Origin of the sequence: Nitrosovibrio sp. Nv4, from assembly GCF_900215485.1 — a bacterium.
Lineage (GTDB): Bacteria > Pseudomonadota > Gammaproteobacteria > Burkholderiales > Nitrosomonadaceae > Nitrosospira.
On record NZ_OCMZ01000002.1, the window covers coordinates 1,095,544 to 1,119,680 of the forward strand.

The 24,137-nt window shown below is 51.7% G+C and carries 34 protein-coding genes, 1 tRNA gene and 1 pseudogene; 24 read left to right on the plus strand and 12 right to left on the minus strand.

The features are described 5' to 3' along the window. Nucleotides 1-58 precede the first annotated feature (58 nt). From CRO05_RS13250 to CRO05_RS13280, 8 genes are all read left to right on the plus strand, one after another. Nucleotides 59-559: a helix-turn-helix transcriptional regulator gene (locus CRO05_RS13250; RefSeq protein WP_097067609.1), complete on the plus strand. Its 501-nt coding sequence runs from the start codon at nt 59-61 to the stop codon at nt 557-559. After that, nucleotides 556-813 carry a hypothetical protein gene (locus CRO05_RS13255; RefSeq protein ID WP_097067610.1) on the plus strand — a complete coding sequence of 86 codons (258 nt, stop codon included), beginning with the start codon at nt 556-558 and terminating at the stop codon, nt 811-813. The genes CRO05_RS13250 and CRO05_RS13255 overlap by 4 nt, the downstream gene beginning before the upstream one ends. A gap of 176 nt (nt 814-989) precedes the next feature. Then, on the plus strand, nt 990-1,118 hold the full coding sequence (locus CRO05_RS16055) for a hypothetical protein (RefSeq protein WP_255405920.1): 129 nt from the start codon (nt 990-992) through the stop codon (nt 1,116-1,118). Nucleotides 1,119-1,277: 159 nt separating this feature from the next. Next, nucleotides 1,278-1,526 carry a hypothetical protein gene (locus CRO05_RS13260; RefSeq protein ID WP_143860936.1) on the plus strand — a complete coding sequence of 83 codons (249 nt, stop codon included), beginning with the start codon at nt 1,278-1,280 and terminating at the stop codon, nt 1,524-1,526. Between the two features lie 13 nt (nt 1,527-1,539). After that, nucleotides 1,540-2,307, plus strand: coding sequence for a hypothetical protein (locus CRO05_RS13265; protein WP_097067612.1), 768 nt, complete (start codon nt 1,540-1,542; stop codon nt 2,305-2,307). 52 nt (nt 2,308-2,359) lie between these two features. Further along, a complete protein-coding gene (locus CRO05_RS13270) occupies nt 2,360-2,629 on the plus strand; it encodes a hypothetical protein (protein ID WP_097067613.1) in 270 nt (89 codons plus the stop codon). 44 nt (nt 2,630-2,673) lie between these two features. Then, complete coding sequence (locus tag CRO05_RS13275) at nt 2,674-3,084, plus strand: thermonuclease family protein (protein WP_235001438.1); 411 nt, start codon at nt 2,674-2,676, stop codon at nt 3,082-3,084. After that, complete coding sequence (locus CRO05_RS13280) at nt 3,068-3,763, plus strand: SOS response-associated peptidase (RefSeq protein WP_097067615.1); 696 nt, start codon at nt 3,068-3,070, stop codon at nt 3,761-3,763. The genes CRO05_RS13275 and CRO05_RS13280 overlap by 17 nt, the downstream gene beginning before the upstream one ends. Here the strand turns inward: CRO05_RS13280 and CRO05_RS13285 are convergent. Together CRO05_RS13285 and CRO05_RS13290 are read right to left on the minus strand one after the other, a co-directional pair. Further along, nucleotides 3,756-4,406 carry a hypothetical protein gene (locus tag CRO05_RS13285; RefSeq protein ID WP_097067616.1) on the minus strand — a complete coding sequence of 217 codons (651 nt, stop codon included), beginning with the start codon at nt 4,404-4,406 and terminating at the stop codon, nt 3,756-3,758. The two genes, CRO05_RS13280 and CRO05_RS13285, sit on opposite strands and share 8 nt — an antisense overlap. Further along, nucleotides 4,399-5,283: a DNA-processing protein DprA gene (locus CRO05_RS13290; RefSeq protein WP_097067983.1), complete on the minus strand. Its 885-nt coding sequence runs from the start codon at nt 5,281-5,283 to the stop codon at nt 4,399-4,401. Before CRO05_RS13290 ends, CRO05_RS13285 begins: the two co-directional genes overlap by 8 nt. 479 nt (nt 5,284-5,762) lie before the next feature. Here CRO05_RS13290 and CRO05_RS13295 point away from each other — a divergent pair, with 479 nt between their 5' ends. The 14 genes and pseudogenes from CRO05_RS13295 (at nt 5,763) to CRO05_RS15920 (ending at nt 13,743) form a co-directional block, all read left to right on the plus strand. Continuing rightward, the gene (locus CRO05_RS13295) at nt 5,763-5,954 is read left to right on the plus strand and encodes a hypothetical protein (RefSeq protein ID WP_143860937.1); all 192 of its coding nucleotides are present in this window, start codon (nt 5,763-5,765) and stop codon (nt 5,952-5,954) included. 403 nt (nt 5,955-6,357) lie between these two features. Beyond that, a complete protein-coding gene (locus tag CRO05_RS13300; protein WP_143860938.1) occupies nt 6,358-6,639 on the plus strand; it encodes a hypothetical protein in 282 nt (93 codons plus the stop codon). Then, nucleotides 6,636-6,890, plus strand: a complete 255-nt coding sequence (locus CRO05_RS13305) for a hypothetical protein (protein WP_097067619.1) — start codon at nt 6,636-6,638, stop codon at nt 6,888-6,890. Before CRO05_RS13300 ends, CRO05_RS13305 begins: the two co-directional genes overlap by 4 nt. After that, complete coding sequence (locus CRO05_RS13310; RefSeq protein ID WP_097067620.1) at nt 6,883-7,269, plus strand: hypothetical protein; 387 nt, start codon at nt 6,883-6,885, stop codon at nt 7,267-7,269. The genes CRO05_RS13305 and CRO05_RS13310 overlap by 8 nt, the downstream gene beginning before the upstream one ends. Nucleotides 7,270-7,333: 64 nt before the next feature. Beyond that, entirely contained in the window at nt 7,334-8,263 is a 930-nt protein-coding gene (locus tag CRO05_RS13315) for a YqaJ viral recombinase family protein (RefSeq protein WP_097067621.1), read from the plus strand. Between the two features lie 24 nt (nt 8,264-8,287). After that, nucleotides 8,288-9,190 carry a recombinase RecT gene (locus tag CRO05_RS13320; protein WP_097067622.1) on the plus strand — a complete coding sequence of 301 codons (903 nt, stop codon included), beginning with the start codon at nt 8,288-8,290 and terminating at the stop codon, nt 9,188-9,190. A 483-nt stretch (nt 9,191-9,673) separates the two neighbouring features. Beyond that, nucleotides 9,674-10,012 carry a hypothetical protein gene (locus CRO05_RS13330; protein WP_097067624.1) on the plus strand — a complete coding sequence of 113 codons (339 nt, stop codon included), beginning with the start codon at nt 9,674-9,676 and terminating at the stop codon, nt 10,010-10,012. After that, nucleotides 10,002-10,466, plus strand: a complete 465-nt coding sequence (locus CRO05_RS13335; RefSeq protein ID WP_097067625.1) for a hypothetical protein — start codon at nt 10,002-10,004, stop codon at nt 10,464-10,466. The genes CRO05_RS13330 and CRO05_RS13335 overlap by 11 nt, the downstream gene beginning before the upstream one ends. Further along, nucleotides 10,463-10,903, plus strand: a complete 441-nt coding sequence (locus CRO05_RS13340) for a hypothetical protein (protein WP_097067626.1) — start codon at nt 10,463-10,465, stop codon at nt 10,901-10,903. The genes CRO05_RS13335 and CRO05_RS13340 overlap by 4 nt, the downstream gene beginning before the upstream one ends. Next, nucleotides 10,900-11,517, plus strand: a complete 618-nt coding sequence (locus tag CRO05_RS13345; RefSeq protein ID WP_200814403.1) for a hypothetical protein — start codon at nt 10,900-10,902, stop codon at nt 11,515-11,517. The genes CRO05_RS13340 and CRO05_RS13345 overlap by 4 nt, the downstream gene beginning before the upstream one ends. Nucleotides 11,518-11,592: 75 nt before the next feature. Continuing rightward, the gene (locus tag CRO05_RS13350) at nt 11,593-12,144 is read left to right on the plus strand and encodes a hypothetical protein (RefSeq protein ID WP_200814405.1); all 552 of its coding nucleotides are present in this window, start codon (nt 11,593-11,595) and stop codon (nt 12,142-12,144) included. Further along, complete coding sequence (locus CRO05_RS13355) at nt 12,141-12,395, plus strand: DUF3850 domain-containing protein (RefSeq protein ID WP_097067627.1); 255 nt, start codon at nt 12,141-12,143, stop codon at nt 12,393-12,395. Before CRO05_RS13350 ends, CRO05_RS13355 begins: the two co-directional genes overlap by 4 nt. A gap of 194 nt (nt 12,396-12,589) precedes the next feature. Next, nucleotides 12,590-12,688 (plus strand): annotated as a pseudogene (locus CRO05_RS16180) (helix-turn-helix domain-containing protein); the annotation flags it as partial. Nucleotides 12,689-12,744: 56 nt separating this feature from the next. Beyond that, on the plus strand, nt 12,745-13,743 hold the full coding sequence (locus CRO05_RS15920) for a site-specific integrase (protein WP_097067629.1): 999 nt from the start codon (nt 12,745-12,747) through the stop codon (nt 13,741-13,743). 41 nt (nt 13,744-13,784) lie between these two features. Here the strand turns inward: CRO05_RS15920 and CRO05_RS13375 are convergent. The 5 genes from CRO05_RS13375 to rpsU form a co-directional block, all read right to left on the minus strand. Further along, nucleotides 13,785-13,861: transfer RNA gene (locus CRO05_RS13375), tRNA-Ile, on the minus strand. Between the two features lie 37 nt (nt 13,862-13,898). Next, a complete protein-coding gene (gene rpoD, locus CRO05_RS13380; protein ID WP_097067630.1) occupies nt 13,899-16,106 on the minus strand; it encodes an RNA polymerase sigma factor RpoD in 2,208 nt (735 codons plus the stop codon). A gap of 83 nt (nt 16,107-16,189) precedes the next feature. Further along, the gene (dnaG, locus tag CRO05_RS13385; protein ID WP_097067631.1) at nt 16,190-17,983 is read right to left on the minus strand and encodes a DNA primase; all 1,794 of its coding nucleotides are present in this window, start codon (nt 17,981-17,983) and stop codon (nt 16,190-16,192) included. A gap of 165 nt (nt 17,984-18,148) precedes the next feature. Continuing rightward, a complete protein-coding gene (locus CRO05_RS13390; RefSeq protein WP_097067987.1) occupies nt 18,149-18,595 on the minus strand; it encodes a GatB/YqeY domain-containing protein in 447 nt (148 codons plus the stop codon). Between the two features lie 63 nt (nt 18,596-18,658). Continuing rightward, nucleotides 18,659-18,871 (minus strand): 30S ribosomal protein S21, encoded by a 213-nt coding sequence (gene rpsU / locus CRO05_RS13395; protein WP_097067632.1) that lies wholly within the window; start codon nt 18,869-18,871, stop codon nt 18,659-18,661. Nucleotides 18,872-19,026: 155 nt separating this feature from the next. On the opposite strand from rpsU, the gene tsaD reads away from it, so the two are divergent. Continuing rightward, complete coding sequence (tsaD, locus tag CRO05_RS13400) at nt 19,027-20,073, plus strand: tRNA (adenosine(37)-N6)-threonylcarbamoyltransferase complex transferase subunit TsaD (protein WP_097067633.1); 1,047 nt, start codon at nt 19,027-19,029, stop codon at nt 20,071-20,073. On the opposite strand, the gene plsY is transcribed toward tsaD, so the two are convergent. Then, the gene (plsY, locus tag CRO05_RS13405) at nt 20,068-20,676 is read right to left on the minus strand and encodes a glycerol-3-phosphate 1-O-acyltransferase PlsY (RefSeq protein WP_097067634.1); all 609 of its coding nucleotides are present in this window, start codon (nt 20,674-20,676) and stop codon (nt 20,068-20,070) included. The two genes, tsaD and plsY, sit on opposite strands and share 6 nt — an antisense overlap. Before the next feature lie 101 nt (nt 20,677-20,777). Between plsY and CRO05_RS13410 the strand changes: the two genes are divergently transcribed. Further along, complete coding sequence (locus CRO05_RS13410) at nt 20,778-21,137, plus strand: dihydroneopterin aldolase (RefSeq protein WP_097067635.1); 360 nt, start codon at nt 20,778-20,780, stop codon at nt 21,135-21,137. Between the two features lie 178 nt (nt 21,138-21,315). Here the strand turns inward: CRO05_RS13410 and CRO05_RS13415 are convergent, their stop codons facing one another. From CRO05_RS13415 to CRO05_RS13435, 4 genes are all read right to left on the minus strand, one after another. Further along, nucleotides 21,316-21,903: a CBS domain-containing protein gene (locus CRO05_RS13415; protein WP_097067636.1), complete on the minus strand. Its 588-nt coding sequence runs from the start codon at nt 21,901-21,903 to the stop codon at nt 21,316-21,318. 733 nt (nt 21,904-22,636) lie between these two features. Beyond that, nucleotides 22,637-23,377, minus strand: a complete 741-nt coding sequence (gene pyrF, locus CRO05_RS13425; protein WP_097067638.1) for an orotidine-5'-phosphate decarboxylase — start codon at nt 23,375-23,377, stop codon at nt 22,637-22,639. 47 nt (nt 23,378-23,424) lie between these two features. Next, nucleotides 23,425-23,682, minus strand: a complete 258-nt coding sequence (locus CRO05_RS13430; protein ID WP_097067639.1) for a lipopolysaccharide assembly LapA domain-containing protein — start codon at nt 23,680-23,682, stop codon at nt 23,425-23,427. Between the two features lie 161 nt (nt 23,683-23,843). Beyond that, on the minus strand, nt 23,844-24,128 hold the full coding sequence (locus CRO05_RS13435; RefSeq protein ID WP_097067640.1) for an integration host factor subunit beta: 285 nt from the start codon (nt 24,126-24,128) through the stop codon (nt 23,844-23,846). Between the last annotated feature and the right edge of the window lie 9 nt (nt 24,129-24,137).

The following is a 24,137-nucleotide window of genomic DNA, read 5'->3' on the forward strand; positions in this document are numbered from 1 at the left end:
GCATACCTAATAGCCTTGTCAAGGCATACCTAACGGACAAACTGTTAGCATAATAAAAATGAAAAAATGGAATGACAGGCTTGATTACGCGCTCAAAGTCCGAAATAAAACACCGGCTGAGTTGGCGCGCGCTACCGGAACAAAACCGCCTTCTGTAAAGGAATGGTTAGATGGAATAACCAAAAATATTGGCGCTGGGAATGCGGTAAAGGCGTGCGGTTTTTTAAAAATTAATATTGATTGGCTGCTGCACGGAAAGCTTCCAAGCGGACTAGAAGATTCAAGCAAAGCGGCTGATGTCCAAGTTGTCGAAGAGAGCGAGACGGAGCTTTCCGGCGAGCAAAAGCAGATACTTTCTCTGATAGCCGGCATCGACAAAGAAACTCGGAGCGCAGTTTTAACGATTCTTTCAAAGCTAATACCAGAGAGGCGAAAGGAAAATACCTTGCCCAACGAAGGCCGCAGATTGGGTGAAATTAATTACAGAGATAGCGTGACCAAAGGGCGATTGCTAAACCATGGCCATAAGATCAACGAAAAAAGGAAGAGAGGGACATGACCGGACCTTTTAGACTCGTCACTAAAACAATCTCGCACGACACGGTAGGGGCGCTTCAAACTCTGCTAGATGAGGCCGAAAAAGGCGACTTAATTGGTATTGCCTTCGCGGTCATGTACAGCAAAGGTGGATATATAACCGATGCAGCTGGCGAAGCGTACGAAAGCCCGACCTTTGCGCGCGGCATGGTCAAGGCTCTGGACGATCGGTTACGGGAAATTTTGCGCGAGCTAAGTAGTACCAAAGTCCAATAGCAGCGCAAGGCGCATTCGGCAACAATTCCAAAGGCGTACACGACAGCGTTTAATGCCGTCCCTCTGGGAAAGAAAAATGACGAGATTGTTGCTGGTTTTATGTTTATTTATCTTTGCCTCCTCAGTTTTTTCCGCAAATGAAAGTCTTCACCCTGCTATCGAAGCGCAGCAATCGCATGAGTGCCAAAAGTCGATTAAATCCCACGAATCCAAGGAAGTACTCGCGGGACGTGGATGCTGCTCCCATCATAGCGGAGTTTGTGGGTGCTCAGGCGGCAGGGCTACTTGCTGCGATGGATCGCTGAGTCCAACATGTGGATGCCACAAGGACGAGCGGACCGGTACTCCTAATTAAACGCTCTATGAAAAACGTATTTCTTCTGATAATTTTGACGACCTTTTTGGTCGGTTGCGCTGGGACAATGCTGCCCGGCCGCATACACGTTTCCCCTGACGACAAGGTTATGGAATTTAGCATCGAAAAAAGTAGCGGCAGGGGAAAGATGCAGGCGTTCGATAAACAGACTGGGGAAAAATTCACAGGAAATTACTCCGCCTATTACAGCGGCCAGAACGCACGGGGGGAAGGCATGCTGATAGGAGACAGAGGCAAGAAGATCAAGTTACGCCTTTTAATAGAGCCAGGAATCAGACCAACGGGACGCGGAACCGGATCGGATGGATCAGGTAAGCGTTATGATATTGTCTTTTGAGGGGAGCGTTTAATTGAAGCGCATTGTTCAATTAGGGCTTTTTATTCTAGCAACCGCCTTTGTTACTCCAACGTGGAGCGGGGGCGGGTTTGCGGGCGGCTTGGCCGAAGGCTTGCAACGAGGAATGCAGTTAAATATGCAGCGTCAATTTCTCGAATTGCAACAGCAGCGATCTTCGAAACAGGAGGGCAGCGATGAAGATTGGCTTGAGCAGGTGCATCAGACCGAAAGCAAGCAGCCGGACGCTAGGGTAAGAATCATGAAGGCAATGGCTACGACTGACCTGCTTGATGATCCCGAAAAACTGTCGAAGATGGCGGCTATCTCAGCAGATCATGGAATGATGAATGAAGCAATAAAGTTTTCCGAGCTTGCGAGCCAAGCCAAACAACGTGCCCAGGTTGAGGTCATGCAAAACCTTATGATGGGCAATGTAGAGCGCGCAATGGATATGGCTAGAAGAGGCGGCACGCCCTTCGCGGACCGTCCTGATAAAGTTCACCCCGCCAATCCGAACGATTACCAGTGGCGCGTTCTGTACGAAGGGTCACCAGAAACGGTAATCAACGTGCAGAGTTTGTATGAAACGTACGCACGCACAGCTCCAGTTAAGGATGTAGCTGGAGTCATGCAGAGCTTTCAGGGTGATCAGGAACGAAATGCTCGCATGGAGCTGATGGAAGAACAAAAACGCGCATTGGAGGAACAACGCAGACGGGGTTCAACATCGGAACTCAGGGACGCGCTTCTAATAAATGAAATGCTCGCGCCGAGGCATTGAAGGCGCCAAGGGCCAGGGTATTATCTAAACGAGAAACACAAGGAGAACAATCGTGAAAACTATCGTCGCCGCCCTTCTCGCCTTTTCCCTGCCCGGCATTGCTCAGGCCCAAGGATGGACAAACCCCTACTCGGATACGGCCGAGCAGTTGGAGACGAAAGAGCGTAAGTTGCGCATGGAGCTCATGGAAAAGCAAAGTAAGGCTCTTGACGAGCAGCGGCGAATGATGCGCAGCCAGGATCTGAGAAACGACCTGCAATCCCTGGAGATGCTGGGCGATAGGTCTGGAGGTATCAGACCTATTCCGCCTATCGGCTATTAACCCCCTCTTTCCGTCGAATGCTCACGGCTCTCTTTTTGGCGACCGTGATAGGCATATCCGACGGAGACACCTTAACGGTCCTGAACGAGAGTAAACAACAGATCAAGATCCGTCTCGCCGAGATTGATGCCCCCGAGAAGCGGCAGCCTTTTGGTGCGCGTTCCAAACAATCCCTTTCTGATCTATGCTTCGGCAAGAAAGCCCAGGTAATACCCCAAGCAAAGGATCGATATAAGCGCATAGTCGCGCGCATCAAATGCGATGGGACCGATGCAAACGCAGAGCAAGTTGGTCGGGGCATGGCTTGGGTCTACCGCCGCTATGCGAAGGATCACGATCTGTATGTGCTGGAGCATAACGCCAAAGTAGAGAAACGCGGACTATGGTCAGAGCCCTCCCCTATCGCTCCTTGGAATTTTCGAGATAACCGTCGAAAGAATGTGCGGACGCTTTGAACAGTCGGGAACGCGGAAATATTACGCTCGCCACATTGATCCAGACGCGCCTTCACGAGAATGGGTTGGAGGCGACACTATTCCTCAATATAACGTCAGCCCAGGGCAAGCGCTTCTAGTCCTCCACATGCTGGATGGCACGCTTCATTCTGACCGTATCACCTGGGGCTATAGAACACCGCAAGAGGCAGCAGAAAAGAAAAAACCTTGGATCAACGCCAGGATTGAGAAAGCGCTAACTGGGCGCTATTTTCGCCACATGTTCAGGGAAGGCCGAGTGATTATCCCTGCCGGCGGATGGTATGAGTGGACCGTTGAAAATGGCAAGAAGCAGCCGTGGTACATCACGCGGAACGTGGATAAACCAATCTTCATGGCAGGGGTAACGAACTTCCGGCTGTACAGTCAGCAAGCTGTTGAGGTGGGATGCGTCATTGTCACAGAGGATAGTGGCGGCAGCATGGTGGATATTCATGATCGCAGGCCTGTTGTGCTGGGACCGGATGATGCCTTTCGTTGGATGGACCTTGAAACGCCGGTTGAGGAAGCGGCGCATATAGCCCAGAGCAGATCCTTGCCAACGGAAGAATTTATGTGGTGGCGTGTGAGTACGCAGGTGAACCGGGCCGATCCTGCGAATAATGGACGGCATTTGCTCGAGCCAGCGCCTCTTAGTTAACGTCCCAGACATCAAAATCAACAGATTTTGGTACTCTTCGCGCAATAAAAAGCCCCAGCGTTTGTACATGCGGCATCTCTGCATGAATTACTTTTTGGACTGCCTTGAAATGCGAGCCCGTTGTTAACACATCATCAATTATTAGCGCGACAGTCGGTATTGGATTAACAATACTTTGATCAATCCGGTAATTTTCAGCTAACTCATCTGGCGGCGGCCGGCCGGTAGTTTGGTCGTGCGAGGGTGATTTCGATTCAAGCTGTATGACAAGCTCGCGGATGTCGCTTTTGTAGCCAGCGCACATACTCTGGAGCATACGAAGCAGACGGTCATCGTATAAGGGATCTGTTTTCTTCTTGGACGGGGGGATGGGGACGAAGGTAACTGATTCAAAAGCGTTCGGTGACAATGCGGCTCTAAAGATTTGGGCCGCCTTAGCTATGGCCTGTTCCTTGTAACGCCACTCGGGACGCCCTTTCCTGTCAACTTCTTTCTTAAAATTGATTATGAGTTGATTTGTTTCGCTATAGGCAAACCCTTCCCCGGCTGTGTATTCGCCATGGAAATAACATTTGTCCCCGGGCAGTAAATAGTGATGGTCACGACGGATTAAATCATCGACCTCGATAATTCTCTTATTCAAGCGCCCCTGCTATATCATCGTAAGATCGGACCCTAATAGCTCCGATTTTTTCAAATCTTTCAGGCCATGAGAGATTTGGATTTTGGAAGCAGCTATCCAATATGAATAGCTTGCGCCCTTGTTTCAGGGCCGCTCGCGCTTGAGTAAGAGTTCCGGATGTCTCCCCCGCTTCAATAATAATTGTAGCGTCCGTTAAGGCGGACATCGTGATATTCCTCTCTGGAAAAAACAAACGATTTCCGCGATAGGTTTGCTGCGAGTAGCGCAATATCGGGACCTGGCTTATCAGCAAGTAGTTCTCTGCGATATGCTCTTGAAGGTCAACGTTCTCTGCGGGGTATGACTCTGTGACGGGCGTGCCAATGACAGCGACAGTCTTGCCACCGGAATCTATCGCTGCTTTATGCGCCGCAGAGTCAACTCCCTTGGCCAAACCAGAAACGACGGTGAAGCCATCTCGAATCAATAGCTTTACGATTTTCTTCGTCCTGCGTAAACCCTCTTCACTCGGGTTTCTCGTCCCGACAACGGCTACCGATTTCTTTGAGTTGACCAAGTCCCACCAACCGCGAAAGTAAAAGAACTCGATCGGATTCGCTGCATCTCGTAGCTTAAGTGGGTATTCCTCGGATCCGTGTACACGAATACCTAAATCTTTTATTCCCGCTTTCTCAATAACCCTTAGTACCTTCGGAAGAACGTCTTCGATCTCATGCTCGGTTACCAATTCAGAAGGCACTAGATCGGGGTTATCTCGAAAGCATTGCGCCAGGGTCTTGAAGGAAGAATTTTCGTGCGCCCAGAGCGCCTCGTAGCCCCCCATTTCGCGAATTGGCGATATAGGTGGTTTATTTAGGATGTGCTTTAGGTCAGTCATGTCTCTCACAATTATATCCCTTAACAGCCTCATCCCCTAACTGGTTTACCTTCTAGCTTAGAGGCCCAGACTTTCCCTGGCCCGCCCAACCCCCTCTAATCATCATGGGGCTATTGTATCAAAATAATTAGGTGGTCCTTATTTTTATCTTGACTTAACGTTAGGCATACCTTATAGTTCTCCCATGCCGAACAAAACGGCAACGAACAAATGAATTGCCTTCCATGAGTCGTCGAGCGCGGGAAGGAGCGGAGCAGCAAGCTTCGTCGAGCGTGGGAGACGTTAATCACATGAGGCCTTTAGATAGGCCAAGTCCGGTATCCCTTGAGCAAGGTGACAGCCTGGAAAGACAGGTAAAGATTAAACGATCAGCGGCTAAACGTACTACGCCAGTGATGAAAGATAGCCTTTAGGCGACAGCACAAATCTGGTGCGTGACAGCCGGGAGAGTCCGGCAAGAATTTAACAAGGAGGCGGACGTGAACGTATACGCAGAAGCGGTAAAAGCAGGCGGGGATTATTGGAGCAATTACGTTCCTGAAACGCTATCCATACCCAATGCCATGAATCGAGTAACCCCGGCTCACGCGGACGACCTCCGCATGTACATGGCCGAGAAATATCCAGAAACAAGACGCGCATTTCAGACGATTACCCTCGGCCCACTGTAAGGAGAAACAGCATGGATTGGATCATTTACTGGTTATTTGCATCAGTGATTCTCGGCCCCTTAGCTGGCCAGTTCATCGCAGCTCAGGATCAGGAAGATTAAGTTCACCGCGGTGCTAGGTGCTGGTATTTACACCAAAGTCCGGTTCGATTCCGGCTCGCGGCTCATACGCATGGTTATTGAAGGGGAATATCTGTTACGTGGCCCGGTAGCTGCCGGGAGGGTCGGAGTAGCTTCTGAACGTGGCGGGTCTATTCAGTACCCAGCCGTATGAGTGTGAATGCGCAGGCTGATGCGCCGCAGTTGTAGCGCCTGATACCGAAGACTAACAACCTGGGTACGAGAAATGCAGGATGCCGGAGTTCAGTACCGGCCACACTCACCAGTTACTACAGGAGGGGAAGATGGCAACACGAGTTTTTCATATGAATGGAATCGATGATGAGGAAAGGCTGCGCGAATTTTTGCGCGACATTCATCCTCGTGGCCTCTCGATTGTTTCAGACGGCGACGCGGAAGTGTGGCTTCTCAAGCCTACGATCAAGGGCGGCAGAACCATTGGGAGAATTATTGTTAAGGACGACTCCTTCTCTGATTTGGTTATGGATACATGGCGTCAGGTTATGAAAGAAATCAGTGAGGCGGACAAAAGACGTGCCGCAGAAATGGACGAGGCTCAACCATGAGCGCCCTAGAAGCCCTCAACTGGCACAGCGCATTAGTAGAGCGCCGCCCTGCCCCGCTTGAGATGACAGCGGAACAGATTAGATCATTCCTGGATGAGCACGAAGTCGGCGTGTCTTGGACGCCAGCATCAAGACAGACATTGCGCGTTGTCACGCTTACATCGGATTCGTTCCCCACAACAAAAGGCATCACGCTGCATCAAGCGGTGTGCAGAGCAGAGGCGAAGTTTAAGGAGATAGACGGTGAATAACGATAAGAGCAAGCCCTTTGATTTAGAAGCAGCGAAGGCCGGGAATCCCGTGGAGTATTGCAACAAAGGCGGCGTCTGGACTGAGGCCGAGTTTGTTGCTGTAAATAGAGCTGGCCGGCTTGTGGTTGTTTTTAAGTCTCCAGACACAAATACGTGGATGCCGATATTTGCAGAAGAAGATGATCTCCGCATGGCCGCAAAAAAGGTAACTGTGCGGTATCGAGCTTATCTGTGGAAAGACAAAGATGGGTCTATCAGGCCTGGGATCACCGATCCAAAGAAGATGCCATACGCGAACCCTGAGATGGGAGAAGAATTCATAGAGTGGATTCACCGCGACTGGCAAGAAGCCGAGATCACACCGCCAGAGTCTACCTGATCCTCCCTAACCATCCCCCGGCATGGGTGTAGACAGCCGGGACTAATTTTAGAAGGAAATCATTATGAATGCATCGATTCAAATATTAACCCCTGATCGCCAAACCTTTATTGGAGGTTCCGATGTCGCGGCCATTCTGGGCATATCAAAATGGAAATCGCCCTTCCAGCTTTATCACGAAAAGATCGGTGCGTATGTCGAAGAGTCCAACCCACTCCGCGACAAGGTGCTAAATCGCGGGAAAAGGTGGGAGCCGGTTGTCGTTGAAATGCTGATAGATGAACTCGAATCACAGGGTCGCGAAGTAAAGATTATTGGGCGCAATGCCCGATACCAAGATCCCCAACACCCATTTCTAGCAGCAGAAATTGACCTTGAATTACTGATTGACGGCGAAGAGGTAAACGGCGAAATAAAGACCGTTCACCCTTTCGCGGCCAAGGACTGGGGTGAAGAGGGAACCGATGAAATCCCGGTTTATTACACCGCCCAGGTGATGCACGGCTTGATGATCAAGCCCCGCCGCCGTGCAATTGTCGCCGCGCTAATAGGGGCGGACGATCTACGGCTGCACGAAGTTGTCCGCGATGATGATCTTATCACCGGAATAAGGGCAAAGGAAATCGAGTTTTGGCAACGGGTTCAAGATCGGGTCGCGCCCGAGCCGACAGAGGCAGCGGATGTGAAGTGGCTTTATGGGAAAGACCTTGGAACGGTAGCGGAAGCAGATGATGGTCTAGCTCTGCTATGCCAGGCGCTTAAAGACAAAAAGACATCCTTTAAGACTCTTGAAGAGGAAATCGAGGAGCTATCAACGAGCATAAAGATACGGATTGGCAATGCGGCAACCTTGCTGTATCGAGATCGCCCCATAGCAACGTGGAAAACACAACAAACCAACCGACTCGATACGAAAGCACTTGAAACGGCTCATCCTGAAATAGCCGTAGCGTTTAGAAAAACAACCGAATCTCGCGTTCTGAGACTCAAATAAAACACACCGACAGGAGATAGGATTATGAGCACAAATGCCTTGAAATCGGCCGTTACCGGGCAAACCCCGGCGCCTAAATTCTCGGACTTGAAGCCGAAAGAGCAGATCGCCCACTTGTTGAAGGTGAAGCAAGGCGAGATAGCCAAAATGCTTCCGAAGCACCTGAACGCGGAGCGGCTTATGAAGGTTGCTCAAATTGCGGCAACCACTACCCCGGCACTTGCCAAGTGCGATGTGCCAAGCCTGGTAGGAGCCATAGGGCAATGCGCCCAGATGGGATTGGAGCCGAATACCGTACTCGGCCACGCCTATCTGGTGCCGTTTAACGTCAAACGTAAGGACGCAGACGGCAACGAAAAATGGGTAAACAGCGTTCAGGTAATCATCGGGTACAAGGGGCTAATAGACCTTGCGCGGCGCTCCGGCCAGATTGTGAGTATTGCGGCGCATGAGGTATGCGAGAACGATGAGTTTGAACTCGTGTATGGATTGGACGAAAAACTGAATCACACCCCGGCCATGGGCGAACGCGGAGAGATTGTTGGTTTTTATGCAATCGCCAAACTCAAAGACGGCGGACATGCGTTTGAGTTCATGAGCCGGTATCAGGTGGACGAGATTATGCGGTCCAGCCAAAGCAAGGGCAAGTATGGGCCATGGAAGGATCACTTCACCGAAATGGGCCGCAAGACCGTTATACGTCGCCTTGCCAAGTATCTTCCCTTATCCATTGAATTCCAGACAGCTGCCGCGCTTGATGGGATGGCCGAAGGCGGTAAAGACCAGCACAACGACAGCATTGACGGCGACTTCATGATCATGCCGGACGATGCGCCAGGAGTGGATACTGAAACCGGCGAATGGCAGCCCTCACCCGAAGAGCAAGAGCAAATTAAGCGGCGTGAGTTGGCAGAGGAAGGAAAATAACCATGGCATTCGAGCAGCGCCCCGGCAACGGGGTTTTATTCCGCAACACAAAAAAGGGTGATAACCCGAAAGCTCCAGACTATACCGGCAACGCGCTATCTCCATCCGGCGAGCATTTCTAGCTTTCGGCCTGGATCAAGGAAGGCGCAAAGGGCAAGTTTATGAGCATTGCGCTGAAGCCCAAGTTTGAGCCGAATCAGCAAGGCAAGGCCAAGACGAGCGATCCATTCCCGGCTGACGCTGGTGATTTGGGCGATTGCCCGTTCTGATGGAGACAGACGAAATGATCAACGACTTCAAAAACTACCAAGCTCGCCCCAAGATTAACAGGGATCGCGTCATAGCCTGCGTACTCTTTATCGCGCTCGTAATCGTCCTGTCCGTCCGATTAGAGCCAGCCAGCGCCGAGCCTCAGTTAGCAGTGATTACATACGACTGCGCCCCGGCAATGGAAATGGGTATGCCGATCCAGGAAGTGCGGCTATGAGCGAACCAATCCAAATAGCCCGCGCTCAGCGTCCTGGCGAACCCATCCCGCACTACTCAACCATGGCCCTCTTGTGCGGCTGTACTTTCCCTGCTCCCACGCCAGCGAAAAACGAAGTCCCAGAATGGGGTCGAATAATCGGAAGCCGCAAGGGTGCTGCTGTCTTGAAGCAAAGGCGTGATGAGCGTTTCGAGCCGCATCTACGCACGATCATCAAGATGCTTAAAGACGGTGAATCAGCAGCTGCGATTGGGCGCGCTATCGGAATGAGCGAAACTCCGATCCGGAATTACATTCGTGTTAAGAATTTGAGGGAGGTGGAAAGTGAGCGATAGAGAACAATTCGAGAAGTGGTCGGATGAGAACGTAGGGTTCTTAACCCCTTTCAACGCATGGCAAGCCCGCCAGCCCGAGATTGATGCGCTCCGGAAGCAATTGACGGAGTCGGTCGTACTTGATGGAGCATGGGAAACATCGAAAGTTCTGGCTGATAAGGTTTACGCACTACAGCAAGAAAACGCCGCGATCAAGGCCGAAGTAGATCGGTTGCGGAATAAGGTAGAAGCTCCCAGTTTTTTCCTGCTCGGACTGACAAGCTCCCCTAATGTCCCAGAGGTTTTCCGACAAGCCGCTCTTATGCATTACAAGTCACTTCACGCCGCAATGAAGGAGACGAAAACACCAAAGTTCGATAAAACTTTCTGCTCCAACTGCGGCGGCGAGTTCGGACCAGGGGATCACGGTTACTCATATTGCGAAAGCCACGAAGGTCAACGGAGGATAGGATGAAAATACCAGAAGGATGGCCGACCGATGAAATGACGCAGGCCGGGTTCTTAGTATTACCTGCGGGCTTCAACCGTATTGGCTACGATGCTTTGCGATCCGTACTCCAAGCCGCGCTCGAAGCCGCCCCGACACCGCCAACGCCAGAGGTTGAGCCGGTTGCGTGGATGCACAATGAGTCACGCCGGGTTGACGTAGTTCATGCCGAGGCAAAAGGATTGTGGCTAAAGGTTTCGCCGAAACGGGTCGAGCACTACACCATTCCGCTCTACACCCACCCCGCCAACGACGAACTGCTGAAGGCGTTGCGGCAATGTCAGAACGCCCTTGAACCCTACGATGACATAAAGCCGCGTGACTGGAAAACAGACAGGGAGAAACTTGCGGCAGCACATCAAGCCGCAAAAGCAATCCTCGCACGATACCAGGAGGGGAAGTGAAAGAGCGCCCAATTTTATTCAGCGCGCCGATGGTTCGGGCGTTGCTTGAAGGCCGCAAGACGCAGACGAGGCGGATTGTGAAAGGAGCAGCCCTGGAATGGCTCGCGCCTGGAATGTTCACGTGCGAGTGTGTGGCATCACCTGAGAATCACCTGTGCCCCCACGGACGGCCGGGCGACAGGTTATGGGTGAAAGAGACGTGGCAAGTATTTAGACCCGGTTCTGAAACACCGATTCTTGGCCGCATGAAAGAACAACCAGGCGGGATCGTCTGTATGAGCTACGCCGCATCTGAAGATGAGCGTGTAGCAGAATATCCTCACGCAAAGCGGTTTAATGGACCTTGGCGCCCATCGATCTTCATGCCGCGGTGGGCCAGCCGCATCCTGCTTGAAATTACCGACATTAGGGTCGAGCGTTTGCAGGATATAAGCGAAGAGGATGCGATTGCGGAAGGTGTTCAGATCACGGATGAATGGACTGGATGTGCCGAGGACTTGAACGGCAGTCACGTCCAGGCATACCGGCATTTATGGGAATCAATCAACGGCGCCGGTAGTTGGGACGCCAATCCGTGGGTATGGGTTGTGGAGTTTAAGAGGATTGAGTCATGAGCAAGATCAAGGTATCAACGCTCGATGGCGTTTCTTACTCATCGCTGAAGGCTGAAGCGAAGGCGCGGGAAGCAAATGGATAATATTAAATGGAACGAAGGCATGATCGGCAGAGAACTTGCCTTGAATTATTTCCAGCGGCGGCATTTGGTGGTTGTGCCTAATTGCGGCTGGACTGGCTATGAATGTGACCTGCTTGTTGTAACCAAAAATCTCCGCATTATCGACGTTGAGATAAAGATAAGCCGATCTGATCTCCGGGCTGATGTCAAAAAGGACAAATGGTGGAAGACTTATGCCATGGATCCGGTTGCAGGATTTCATCGTAGGTTAGATGAGCCGGAGCCGAAGACGTGGCCAGAAAAGGTGTGGAAGCATTACTACGCCGCGCCCCTTGAAATATGGGATGAGTCCCTGACAGAAAAAATTCCGGCCGCATCCGGCATCCTGCTGCTATACCGCGGACACCATGGAGAGGTTCGGTACGAATGCCGGAGACCAGCAAGGCCAAATCCTGACGCAGAAAAACTATCACCGGAAAGCGCCGTCGATATAGCAAGGCTAGCTAGCCTACGCATGTGGAACGCGTATCAATCTCTTCAAAATGAACGGGCTCGGGCGACATGAGACAGCACCATGATCTCAAATCCATTCCCGATCACTTTCAGCCGTCAACAGAAGGCCGGAAAACGTTCGAGATACGAAAGGATGACCGGAACTTCCAAGTCGGCGATACGGTAACGCTCCATGAATATTGCTATGACTATTACACCGGGCGCCAAGTCAGTGGCCGGATTAGCTACATTGACCGATTCGCTCAACAAGAGGGCTATGTTGTTTTCGCCCTGGAGTGGATCGGGATGTGGATTGTGCAATGAGGGGAAGTTGAAGTGAGCAAATATTCCACAGACTGGCGCAAAGTGATTTTAACGATCAATCGCTCACGGAAATGGCCTCGCAAGACTATAGCGGCGCAAGTTGGCGTATCTGAATCCACGATCCGCGACTGGCAGGCCGGAAAGAGCGAGCCGAGATATTCGTTGGGTATGGAGCTGTTGAGGATTGCGGGGGAATGAGCGACCTTACCGCGCCAGAGGCTGCAGCGTATCTTGGCCTACCTCTCCGTACCTTCTATTATTTCGTGCAGCAGGGGCGGATTCCTCGTATTATTTACGGGCCCCGCGTCACGCGCTACGAACAATCAGACCTCGATTCATTCAAAAAATCATGCCGATCAGATTCGACAAGAAAAATAAACGCTGGCGTTTCGAGTTCAACCGAATCGTCGGGAACGAAAGGGTCAGACGTTCTTGCCTCCTTCCGGCGAGCTGGAGTCAGGATCAAGCCCACGCCTACGACCGGCAGGAAAGCGGCCGTATTTACGCTGTCGCTAGTGGACTCGAAAAACCAAAGCCAGAGATAATTGAAGCGGTAAATTTATATCTCGATCACAGAATCCCGCGCCTGAAAAACGGCAAGAAAGCCGCACAAGATTTATTCCTTCTGTACCCTCTCATAAACGGGAAAAAGCTGGATGAACTTGGCAAAATCGCCAGGCAATACCAGAAAGATAATCCCGCTCTAGCCCCGGCCACTATACGCAACCGTTTATCTTATCTAAAAGCGGCAGTTCGATATGCCTACAAGCACCACGATCTAGGTGACCGCGACTATACCGATAAAATGATCATGCCAACCGTCAAAAATAAGCGGCAGGTTTATATCAATCAGGACGAGCTCCATAACAAGTTGCTGGCGAATTGCGATGATCCGGAAGCGGCCGCAATATTCAAACTCGCCTTTTATACCGGGCTGCGCTGGCGCTCCGAAATACTCACGCTCACGCCCGAGCAGGTAATCACGACTCACGAGCAAGCATGGATCAGCCTGCCTGACTCCAAGAACGGGACGCCGCACATGATACCTGTGCACCCTGACGCCATGGACGCGCTCGCGTTCATTCCTTTCAAGTGGGCTGAGACTTACTATTACAAGCGATTCTGGAAGGCGAGGAAGGCTGCGGGGCTGAATCATTTGCGGTTGCATGACGAGCGGCACTCTCTCGCGTCCGCCCTGCTATCGTATGGCGCCACCCTGGGAGAAGTGGGGGGCGTGTTAAATCATGACTCGGTGCAGTCTACAGAAAGGTACTCCCACCTGTATCCGGAGAGGATAAAAGAGCTAATCCTGAGATTGCCTTCGACAAAAAAATCCGCACCCGTGTAATGACGTTATTCTAACAATCGTTCATAAGTGCTTGAATAAATTGGTGGGTCTGGCTGGACTCGAACCAGCGACCAAGGGATTATGAGTCCCCTGCTCTAACCAACTGAGCTACAGACCCCGGTTATAACCAAAAATGGAGCAATACCGACAACAGGTCAGCCTTCGGTATCCAGGAAACTTCGCAGGCGCTCGGAACGCGAAGGATGGCGCAGTTTTCGCAGCGCCTTGGCCTCGATCTGCCGAATACGCTCGCGAGTCACGTCGAACTGCTTACCGACTTCTTCCAGCGTGTGGTCGGTATTCATTTCAATGCCGAAACGCATGCGCAGCACTTTCGCTTCACGCGGTGTCAGGGAGTCCAGTATATCCTTCGTAACATCCCGCAGGCTGGCGTAAACCGCCGCGTCTGCCGGGGCCATGGTGGCGGAGTCCTCAATGAAATCGCCAAGGTGAGAATCCTCATCGTCGCCAATCGGCGTTTCCATGGAGATCGGCTCTTTGGAGATTTTGAGGATTTTACGAATTTTCTCTTCCGGCATTTCCATTTTCTGTGCCAGAAGCGCGGGCTCCGGCTCCTGCCCGGTTTCCTGCAGAATCTGGCGCGAGATCCGATTCATCTTGTTGATGGTCTCGATCATGTGCACGGGGATACGAATCGTGCGCGCCTGATCGGCGATGGAACGCGTGATGGCCTGACGAATCCACCAAGTGGCATAAGTGGAAAATTTGTATCCACGCCGGTATTCAAATTTGTCCACGGCCTTCATGAGCCCGATGTTACCTTCCTGAATGAGGTCAAGAAACTGCAATCCCCGGTTGGTATATTTCTTGGCGATGGAAATCACCAGCCGCAAGTTGGCTTCGGTCATTTCCCGTTTCGCCCGGCGCGCCTTGGCTTCGCCGGTAGACATCCGGCGGTTGATTTCCTTGAGGTCTTTCAAGGGGATGCCAACCTGCTTTTGCAGAGCCAGCAGGTTTTGCTGCTGCTCCACGACATCAGGCAGGTAACGCTCCAATGTCTGGCTATAAGGCTTGCCAAGCGCCACTTCCCTCGCCACCCAGTCCAGATCACTCTCGTGGCCGGGAAAAGCTTTAATGAAATGACTGCGCGGCATCCCCGCCTTGGTCACACACAATTCCATGATTTTACGCTCGTAGCTCCGCATTTCGTCCACCAGTCCGCGTTGGGTATCGCAAAGCCTTTCAACCATTTTCGCGGAGAAACGAATCGCCATAAGTTCGGCTGAAATCTGTTCCTGTATGTCTTTATATGCCTTGTTACTCGACCCCTTTTTTTCCAGCGCCTTCTGCATCTCGACATATGCCTTCTGAATCACCGCAAAACGCTCCAATGCATCATTTTTCAATTTCAGCAGGTTTGCATTTGCTATCGCGGCGATATCTTCATCTTCCGAGCTTTCCTCGCTCAGTTCCTGCTCAAGCGATTCATCGGAGACTTCTTCACCGAGCAATTCCTCGGCATTGGGATCCAGCAATCCATCAACCAGCTCATCGATGCGCATCTCATCTTTCGCTACCTTATCCGCGAGATCGAGAATTCCGGCTATGGTGGTCGGGCAGGCGGAAATCGCCTGGATCATATGTTTTAACCCGTCCTCGATACGCTTCGCGATCTCGATTTCGCTCTCGCGCGTGAGCAATTCCACCGAACCCATTTCTCGCATATACATGCGTACCGGATCGGTGGTGCGTCCAAACTCGGAATCAACTGTGGAAAGCGCCGCTTCAGCTTCTTCCACCACATCCTCATCGGCCACTGTGGGCGCGGTCTCGGACATTAGCAGCGTTTCTGCGTCAGGCGCCTCATCGTAAACAGAGATGCCGACGTCATTTATCATGCTGATGATATTTTCAATCTGCTCGGCATCGAGCATATCATCAGGAAGATGATCGTTGATTTCGGCATAAGTCAGATAGCCGCGCTCCTTGCCTTGCACAATCAAACTCTTTAAGCGCATGCGCCGCGCTTCAAGGTCTTGTGGCGCGAGCAGAGTTTTCTCGGCGTCCTTTGCCTGGCCAGTTTTCCCTTCCTTTACCGCCTTGGCCTTGACTATTTTGGTAGTAAGCAGACTCGGTTCCTTGGCCGCAATCACTGCCCGCGCGATTTCAGTCACGCGAGCTGGGGCTTTAGCGGACGCCTTTTTAACGGACGTAACATTATTGTCCAGCGTTTCCTCAGCCGTTTTCAACAGCGCTTTTGCCGCTGCTTCTTTTGTCTGCCCTCTCGACGATTTCCTCATATTGTTTCCTTCCGTTTTCGCTGCCGCCCTAACGACGGGACGGCTGACAGCCCCGGCCTTTGCTTTTTCCGGCGCTTTGACTTGTGTTTTTGGTTTTACCATGTCTCTTCCAGATAGTATCGCCAGTTGAAATTAAAAAACTCTCTATTATATCAAAATCCGATTACACTGTCCGTGCGCCCGCTTCAAGAAATCACCATGCGCTGGAGTTCCTGTTTTTCCTCGGGGGTAAGAGCGCTCAAGGACTTGCTGTGTAACGCCGCCATTCGTTGTTTGCGCTTCATTTCGCGCAACCGTGCCATTGCTCCGGCAAATTCCGCTTCCAGGTCTATACCACTATCCCATGCAAGAGTTTGGCTCTCAGCCTTTTCCATAAGAACACGATGGGGACTATTGTGAAAATAGGCTATGGCCGAGGGTATTGCGGTGTTTCCTCCAATATTGGGGTGAATGTCAATAAATTCAACCAGTGCCGCCAGCGCAACTGCTTCTTCAGAGTATTCCTGATCTTGCGGGAGCAATTCTCTATCCAGTTTCCGGATATAACCGGGGTCGTATAACAATACTTGTATCAACCAGCGGAAAGGTGAGGCAGGTTGCTGTCGTGGCAATCTTTCCCTGGAAGGGGAAGTCGAAACACGTCTGATCTTCAGTAAACTCTCCAGTTCACCCTGGCTGAAGCCACTAATCTCCGCCAATCTTTTTAACAGCATCAGCGCGAGCCCCGGCGCAGTAATTTTGGCAAGCAGCGGCTTTGCATCCTGCACGAGTTTTGCGCGCCCTTCGCTGGTTTTGAGGTCGACGCGGGCTGACAGTTCCCTAAAAAGAAAAACGGACAGGGGCAATGCCTGTTTCAGCAGCCCTTCGAAGGCCTCTTTACCGAAATTGCGAATGTAACTGTCCGGGTCCTCGCCCTCTGGCAGAAAGAGAAAGCCGATGGTCTTGCTATCCCCAAGCTGGGCAAGGCTATCCTCCAATGCACGCCATGCCGCTTTTCTGCCGGCATTGTCTCCATCGAAACAAAATACAACGTTATCAGTCTGGCGCAAGAGCTTCTGGATGTGATAAGGCGTTGTCGCGGTACCCAGCGCAGCAACGGCATTTTCAATGCCATGCTGAAAAAGTGCCACCACGTCCATATATCCCTCTACCACGACAACCTGTCCTGCTGCACGAATGGCCCTGCGCGCAGCAAAAAGGTTGTAGAGCTCGCGACCCTTCTGAAACAGAGGTGTTTCGGGGGAATTGAGATATTTGGGCTCTCCCTGCTCCAGGATTCGCCCACCGAAACCCACAATCCTTCCTTTAAGGTTAATAATGGGAAACATGATGCGGTCGCGGAACCGGTCGTAACACTTGCCGTCATCGTTCTCAATTACCAGCCCGGACTCTACCAGCAGTGTTTTTTTCGCCTTTGCCGCGTAACCAGAAAATGCAGCCTCCAGATTTTGCCAACCGGATGGGGCATAGCCAATGCCGAAATGGGCAGCAGTCTGGCCTGTCAAGCCACGTCGTTTCAAATAAGCAATGGCACTTTTTGAATACTTGAGCTGTTCCCGGTAAAATTGTGCGGCAACGCTCGTTACCTCCAGCAAATCCTTGGAAGAATTTTCTGTTCCTCGAACGTTGCTCTGCGCCGAGCCGGTCGCAGGCCCCGATTCTTCAGTTCCTCGATGGAGCTCCGGTTGCTGCACAGGAACCTGCAGTCCGACGCGAGTTGCCAGATCATTCACTGCCTCAACGAAATTCATGCCGGCGTACTCCATCGCGAAGCCGATGGCGCTACCATGAGCGCCGCAACCGAAGCAGTGATAAAACTGCTTGGTGGGGCTTACCGTGAATGAGGGAGTCTTCTCGCTATGAAATGGGCAGCATGCAGTATAGTTTGCGCCGGCTTTTCTGAGCGGCACGTCACGCTCGATGACATCAACGATATCTACGCGATTGAGCAGTTCCTGAATGAATGATTGCGAAATCATTTATAGCGGATCAAACAATAGTGTCCCAGGGCGGAGTGCAAACAGAAAAGCTGTTTTTTTACTAAAGGAAACGGAAAAACGCACTCCCACGCGTTCTATACCCGCAATATTTGTAATTGAGCTTGCTGCAACAACCCTGCGATGACTATTAATGAGGTGATGATATCAGGCGGCGAGCTTCGCTCTGACCAGAGCCGATACTTTGGCCATGTCGGCCCGCCCGGACAGTTCGGACCTGAGTACCGCCATCACCCGACCCATATCTTGCTGCCCTTTCGCTCCAACAGCGGAAATCGCTTCGTTTATGGCCCCTTCCACTTCGACATCACTTAGTGCCTGAGGCATATAAGCTTGTAGCACGCTTACTTCATATTTCTCTGCATCCGCTAAATCATTGCGCTGAGCTGCCTCATATTGGGCAATGGAATCTCTGCGCTGTTTGAGCATTTTTTCGATTACGGCAACGACTGCAGCGTCATCCAGCTCGATACGCTCATCCACCTCACGTTGTTTGATTGCCGCCCGCAACAAGCGGATTGCGTCCCGACGTTTGGCATCGCCCTCGCGCATTGCGGCCTTCATGTCTTCGGCGATTTGCTGTTTCAGATTCACAATGAACGCAACCAAGCAGGACCTTTATGAATATGGGGAATTACTTTTTTCGACTGGCTTTGACTAATAAAGTTTCGGCGGAAGCAACTGGCTGCGCAGACGCTTGTAAGTACGTTTAACCGCCGCCGCCAGCTTGCGCTTGCGCTCGGCAGTCGGTTTTTCGTAAAATTCCCTGGCGCGCAACTCGGTGAGCAGCCCGGTTTTTTCTATGGTACGTTTGAAGCGTCGCATAGCGACTTCAAATGGTTCGTTTTCCTTGACTTTAACAGTGGTCATGAAGATGCGGTTCCTCTCTAAAAGTTAAATTACCAACAATTGATCACCATCCACCACATGTGTGGTAGTGTGATCACTCTAAATATAGACAGCTTATTATTATATAACAAGTACTCATTACTGTCGTAAAAGAGTCATTCCTCCATTACTCTCCCTTGCTCGTACTTGGCATTGAAACTTCGTGCGATGAAACTGGCGTAGCGCTTTACCAAACGGAGCGCGGCTTGTTGAGTCACGCGCTTTATTCCCAGACCGAAATGCATGGGGAGTATGGCGGTGTGGTCCCGGAACTGGCTTCCCGGGATCATATACGGCGGGTGCTGCCCCTCATCAGTCGCACTCTCTGCGAGTCCGGACTCGAACTGCGTGATCTCGATGCCATTGCCTACACCCAGGGACCGGGGCTGGCAGGAGCACTGCTGGTAGGCGCAAGTATCGCGGCCGCCCTTGGCTTCTCGCTGGAAATTCCAGTACTGGGCATTCATCACCTCGAGGGACACCTCCTGTCTCCGCTGTTGTCGACTCCCGCGCCTGCTTTTCCATTCGTGGCATTGTTGGTGTCGGGCGGCCATACCCAGCTAATGGAAGTGAATGGTCTCGGGCAATACAGATTACTCGGCGAAACTGTGGATGATGCGGCGGGAGAAGCTTTTGACAAGACCGCGAAACTGCTGGGGCTGGGCTATCCCGGCGGTCCGGCGCTCTCAAAACTTGCCGATGAATTTTCCCGGTCAGGTCAACCTGCACGCTTTCAGCTTCCCCGCCCCATGCTTCACAGCGGGAATTTCAATTTCAGCTTCAGCGGCCTGAAAACCGCCGTGCTGACACTGGTCAATAAACAGGAAATGACGCAGCAAACCCGAGGCGCCATCGCCTATGCTTTTCAGGAGGCCGTAGTCGAAGTGCTGACGGAAAAATCACTCTCTGCACTTGCAAAGGCCGGCCTTACTCAACTGGTAGTGGCAGGCGGAGTGGGGGCGAATCGTCAACTGCGCAGCAATCTCCGAGACAAAGCTGAAAAAATCGGCGCTACTGTTTTTTATCCAGAACTCGAATTCTGCACGGACAATGGCGCCATGATCGCATTTGCGGGAGCGATGCGATTGCAATCATCGGAAATCTCAAGGCTTAAGCCCGATAACAGGTTCACGGTAAATGCACGGTGGGATCTGGAAATGCAAGAGGTGGCATCGGAATCATGATGTGCTGCGCTTCCCGATACGCGGTTCGTTACCCGCGACCAGGCTGACAATATTTGACTTATGTCGCCAGATGAGCAATAAGGACATTATAAGAACGGTGAGAGTACGCGCTTCGAAGCCGAGAAAAAATACTGCATAAACTGGGGCAAATGCGGCTGCGGCTAGCGCAGCCAATGATGAGAAGCGCCATATGGCCGCGACTGTAATCCAGAGTGCGACTGCCAGCAATCCCATCCATGGATTAAATCCCAGCAATACACCCAGCGCGGTCGCCACGCCCTTCCCGCCTTTGAAACGCAAGAACACCGGAAATAAATGGCCCAGAAACACTGCTAGCGCCACTATGGCAATCACTTCTTCGCCCAGCTCCAGTGCGGGTGCAAAATGTTGTGCCAATGCTACTGACAGCCAGCCTTTACCGGCATCGCCCAGCAGTGTAAAGACGGCCGCCGCTTTTTTTCCGCTACGCAGCACGTTCGTCGCTCCTGGATTCTTCGAACCATACGTACGCGGGTCGGGCAGGCGGAAGAGCCAGCTTGCCAGTACTCCAAAGGAAATGGACCCCAGCAGATAGGCCAGCAGGATCAAAGCCAGCAGCGTCATCTTGTTAGCGCCATGTTTGCAAATAGAATAGAATCCCTGCGCTGCTGATTCTACGTGATAAACAGCTTCAATAATGCATCTTGAATGGGTCTTAAATCCTCATGGATATCATTTTTCTGCACGAACTCAAGGTCAAAACGCTGGTTGGCATTTACCCGTGGGAACTCAACGCCGAACAAACCATCCAGCTCGATCTGGAAATCGCGTTGCCAACGGACCTGGCCTGCCAGACAGACAATTTCGAGGACGCTCTGGATTATGCCGCTATTGTCCAACGCATCAACGATACGCTTGCGCAGAAACATTTCTCCCTGCTGGAAGCCTTGGCCGAACACATTGCGCAGATCATCCTGACGGAATTCAAATCGCCATGGGTCAAAGTTAGCGTGGCGAAACTCAGCGTGATACGCGGTGTGAAAAGAGTGGGGGTGCGCATCGAACGGAAATCGAAATCGGTATAGGGCGCGCAGGCGACTCGAATTCCCCGAAGTCATTGGGCTCACCGTCCTGGCGAGGGGAACGAGGACAGAGATTTGCCATTCCCGAACCGGGAATGGCAAGAGTGCTCTACGAGGAGAACAAACAATTACGGATCCGAAAACCGCTACGTGGTGATCGCGGAATTGCAATTGTCCCAGACTACCCCGCGATTAATGCCGCCTCGATTTCAGTAAAAGTCTTGGCAATTTCCATGGACGAAATTGTGGCGCCGAGCTGCTTCTCGATTTGCGTCAGTGAAAAAATGCCGCATACCGCTGACGTGCCGTCTACATCTTTCTCTATCACCAACGTATGTTGCCGTCCCATATCCCGCAAACTGGCAATGACATTTCCAACCTTGGCGCCCTGAACTTCCTGGATAGGAATAGCTTCCAGTCGGTCTAGGGGGGTCATGATATCGGAAACCAGAATCTCATTATGCTTTACACACCGCTCCTGGATGAAGCGCAGGGGCTTTTCACCGAGAATATCGGTTGCGGTGATAATACCGCAGAGAAGCTTATCCTGGTCTAATACGAGCAAGGACCGTACGCCGCGTTGCATCATGTATGCGTTAGCGGACTCCATCGTCATATGCGGACCGATTATGGCGGCATGGATGTTCCGCAGGTCGGTCATCACATCAAGGGCGGGCGACGTCAGCGTTACAGGTTTGGGCGGAGCGGAGAAAACTACCCGGACAGTACCTGTGAGACGCTGTGCGGGAAGGAGGTGATAGTCGGGCATGGCATTATCCTCCGGCGTTAAGCGGAATACACCCGAACTCGACAAAATAAAGTTCAAGCATTCCTCGATCAAACTCTACGCTCACCACAATGAAGGGTCAATACGACTTTCGCGACCAACAAGGAAACCTCTGCAACTAGTCTGCAGGATTATCAGCAGGCACGACGTCGGCTTTTAGGGCTGGAATGCTCAAAAGCAAGGGGGCCAAGGGAGAGGGGAGCAGCAACGTGAAGAGCCGATTTTTCCGACAAAAGTCTGACGAAAGCCAGAGAAGCAGACCGCTTACGCAATGCAATTGGAGGCCCATCCATTGCGCCATCTCGAGCCCGCAAGGGCACTTATCAAATCCTATTAAATTCTCGCCAGGCCGATCTACCAGTCATTGAATTCCTTTCTGCCAAGCAGCATCGCGGCGATAAGGGGCCCCTGGCTTGCGGTCTCGGCGGTAGTGAACACAAGGGTTTTGACGGTCATTTTCGATTCGGTGTTATGTGGGAAAACGAACAGAGGCGACAACTGAAACTGTGGAAGATTGTCTCCGGATTTCTTATAGAGGGTGCAATATGAAAAAATTATATCGAAATATGTCTGATCTTAATCCTGCCGAATTTGATAACTGGATTGAGACGACTACGACAAAAATATTCAAGCACACAAAAATGAATAAAAATAAATTTTGGGGCGATACTGAAAATAACCGGGATCGAAACAAGAAAAAACGGGACGTCAGACCTTATTCCTGAGAAAGTTGAGGGGGTTCTATTCCTGGTTCCTGCTCATTCTTCGTTCCTTCGATTTCCTCATTCAATCGCCACAACATGGATACCGGGTCGCACGCCTGCGTGACGGGTCGGCCAATGACAAGGTAATCCACACCATTTTGGATTGCCTGGCGCGGGGTTGACACCCGTTTCTGCTCGTTCAGGGAAGCATCAGCCGGGCGTATTCCAGGCGTGACCAGGCAAAAATCCTTGCCCATCATTTTCCTGAGGCTCGGTGCCTCAAGCGCGGAACATACTACTCCATCCATTCCACAATCGTGCGCAAGCAAGGCCAGACGCTGTACCACATCCTGCGGATCGCCATTCAGGCCGATCTCGTTCAGGTCGCTGCGTTCCATGCTGGTAAGCAGAGTGACGGCGATTAGCTTGCTCAAGCCAGTCGGCACCGCCTCCCGCGCCGCCGATAGCATTCTTCTCCCCCCGAGGGCGTGAATATTCATCATCCATACACCCAGGCCGGCTGCAGCCTTGCACGCATTCGCTACTGTGTTGGGAATATCGTGAAATTTCAAATCGAGGAAAACTTCGAATCCTCTCCCCATCAATTTTTCTACCAACTGCGGACCGGCAGCGGTAAAAAGCTCCTTGCCCACTTTTACCCTGCACCACTTTGGGTCAAGCTTCGCCGTAAGCTCTAATGCCTGTTTCGCAGCGGGAAAATCCAGAGCAACGATAATCCGGGGATCACTCATAGTGTCTTTTCACCAAGGCTAAACAGGTATTTGAATAACCGCCGTGTTTATCCATGTTCACCCTGTACGGGATATTTTTTTCTGTATGCAGCAATTTCCCGCCGTTGCCTGAATATCTTGCCGAGGCAGGACCCGACACCAACCGCCACCCCCACGGCGAAAAACAACAATATTATCAATACCAGCGGCGCATGCCACTGGTAGCCGAAATAATAATGCAGCGTCACCGTTTCGGCGTTCCTCACGGTAAAGCCGAGCAGCAACAGAAACAGCACGATGCGCAAGAACCATTTCAGATAACGCATGATTCCTTTTCAGAAGGGGCCAAACATACGCCAGGACATGACCTCGACAGGAACACACCAATCGCCTTCCCTATCAGGTCGAGTTGCCTCAGTCTTAAGTGAAAAAAAAGCGGCATGATCCTGCGACCTGCCGCCTCGTACCTATCCATCTATATGAATTTTTAGCTTTTCTGATCCACCCGTTCGCGCATTTCTTTCCCTGCCTTGAAATGAGGAACATACTTTTCGGGAACCTGAACCTTCTCTCCCGATTTCGGGTTGCGCCCGATACGCGGCGGCCGGTAGTTCAGATCGAAGCTGCCGAATCCGCGAATTTCAATGCGCTGTCCCTGTGACAAGCTCTTGGCCATGGCATCAAGTATCACCTTGACCGCAAGTTCAGCATCCTTCGCTCCTAATTGTGGATAACGCGCTGCAAGCCTTGAGATCAGTTCAGACTTCGTCATGTCGCCCTT